This is a genomic window from uncultured Lamprocystis sp., from assembly GCF_903933125.1.
Taxonomy (GTDB): Bacteria; Pseudomonadota; Gammaproteobacteria; order Chromatiales; family Chromatiaceae; genus Thiodictyon.
In genome coordinates this window covers 1-1,558 of the sequence record NZ_CAIZIZ010000299.1, presented here as the reverse complement: position 1 = coordinate 1,558, position 1,558 = coordinate 1, and the positions used below count along the sequence as shown (strand labels likewise).

The 1,558-nt window shown below is 62.3% G+C and carries 2 protein-coding genes and 1 pseudogene; 2 read left to right on the top strand and 1 reads right to left on the bottom strand.

Features of this window, described 5'->3' with window-relative positions; genetic code table 11:
- A partial coding sequence (locus QZY03_RS14735) for an Rpn family recombination-promoting nuclease/putative transposase (protein WP_295582288.1) occupies nt 1–330 on the bottom strand: 330 nt, incomplete at its 3' end.
- Nucleotides 331–503: 173 nt separating this feature from the next.
- Here QZY03_RS14735 and QZY03_RS14730 point away from each other — a divergent pair.
- Complete coding sequence (locus QZY03_RS14730; protein ID WP_295582287.1) at nt 504–1,037, top strand: helix-turn-helix domain-containing protein; 534 nt, start codon at nt 504–506, stop codon at nt 1,035–1,037.
- 77 nt (nt 1,038–1,114) lie between these two features.
- Nucleotides 1,115–1,558, top strand: a pseudogene (locus tag QZY03_RS14725) (cytosolic protein); the annotation flags it as partial.

Genomic DNA, 1,558 nt, shown 5'->3' with positions numbered 1-1,558 from the left:
GGTGTACACCATCACCCGCACCGCCATCCAGGGGTCGACCTGGCTTTGGAATTCGATCAGCAGATACACATAAAGCCAGTCCCCGGCCACCCGCACCCGCCAGATGATGTCATCCTCGCGGTCACGCAGATCGTCGGTGACATAGCTGCCGCCCCGTTTTTCGAGGGTGGAAAAGTCGATGAGCGCCAGCCAGTCCTCCTGCACGAAGTCCCGCAGCAGACCCTCGACCATCTCGGGGTGGGAGAACAGGTGTTTGTAGGAGCCGTCCTGGGGCGCCCGCGCGGCGGAACGGGCGCGGGCACGTCGACGCTGACGTGGGGGTCGGGGCATGGCGCTGGGTGCACAGACCGGTAAAAGCAGCGGATGTGCGCCAGTCTCTCACGGCCCGCCAGTGCGGGCAATGTGTGCGCCGACGGTGTCCAACCGTGTTCCGGCAGTGGCCTCGTGAGACGCTCCATAAGAGTGATCACGAAGGCGCTTGCCTGGCCAAAGCCAACCGGAACATGCTGGCTGTCACCTGTGACGCGCTGCCACGCCGAGCAAAGATTGCAGCCGAAGAAGACTTATTACGACTGATCGAGCAAGGTGAAAACTCGGGCGTCGAATTTAAACGGGACGCGCTGCGACCAGAGCAACTGGCGCGCGATGTTGTTGCCTTTGCCAATTTTCAAGGAGGTCGGCTGCTGATTGGTGTCGAGGACGACGGTGTTGTGAGCGGGATGCAACGAAACGACCTGGAGCGCTGGGTCATGGATACGGTGTTCGGCCGCACGGTGCATCCGCAACTGCTGCCCTACTACGAGGAGGTACGCCTTGACGACGGTCAACGGGTCGCCGTGGTGACCGTGTTGCCGGGCACGGCCAAGCCCTACGTCGTCCCGCACCACCTGAGGATATTTATATCCGCGTCGGCAGTACCACGCAACTGGCGACCCGCGAGCAACAGGCGGCCCTGTCAGTGTAGTTACAGTGCGCGGAATGTGGGGCACCGCTTGCGCGGCCGACCGGCTGCGTTTAGCCTGCGGTGCCATGGATGACGGTCCTGGCATGATAGCGACAAACTATTGGCTGTGGTCCCGATTAGAGGCCGGCAGCCGGCCAACCCAGAGGTACGATGACTGACTACGACTCTCCGTGGAAGCACGTGCTGGAACGCTACTTCCAGGATTTTCTATCGTTCTTTTTCCCGGAAGCCCATGCGGGGATCGACTGGAGTCGGGGTTACACTCTGCTGGATAAGGAGTTGCAGAAGGTCGTGCGGGATGCGGCGCTTGGCCGACGGTGGGCTGACGCGTTGATCGGGGTCACCGGGCGGGACGGACAGGAAGACTGGGTGCTGGTGCATGTCGAGGTGCAGGGAGTCGGTAAACCGGACTTTGCCCAGCGAATGTTTGTTTACAACTATCGACTCTACGATCGTCACGGCCGGCCCGTGGTGAGCCTGGCGGTGCTGGGCGAACCGGCGTCCGGCGCCTTCGGCGAATTTGGTTATCAGCGCTGGGGCTGTCGGATGGGGTTGCGCTTCCCGGTGGTCAGCCTATCCGATTGGCGGGCGCGC

Bases quoted from the DNA above. Each gene is read 5' to 3' on its own strand.
- QZY03_RS14730 (WP_295582287.1), top strand. From the start codon at position 504: ATGCTGGCTGTCACCTGTGACGCGCTGCCACGCCGAGCAAAGATTGCA.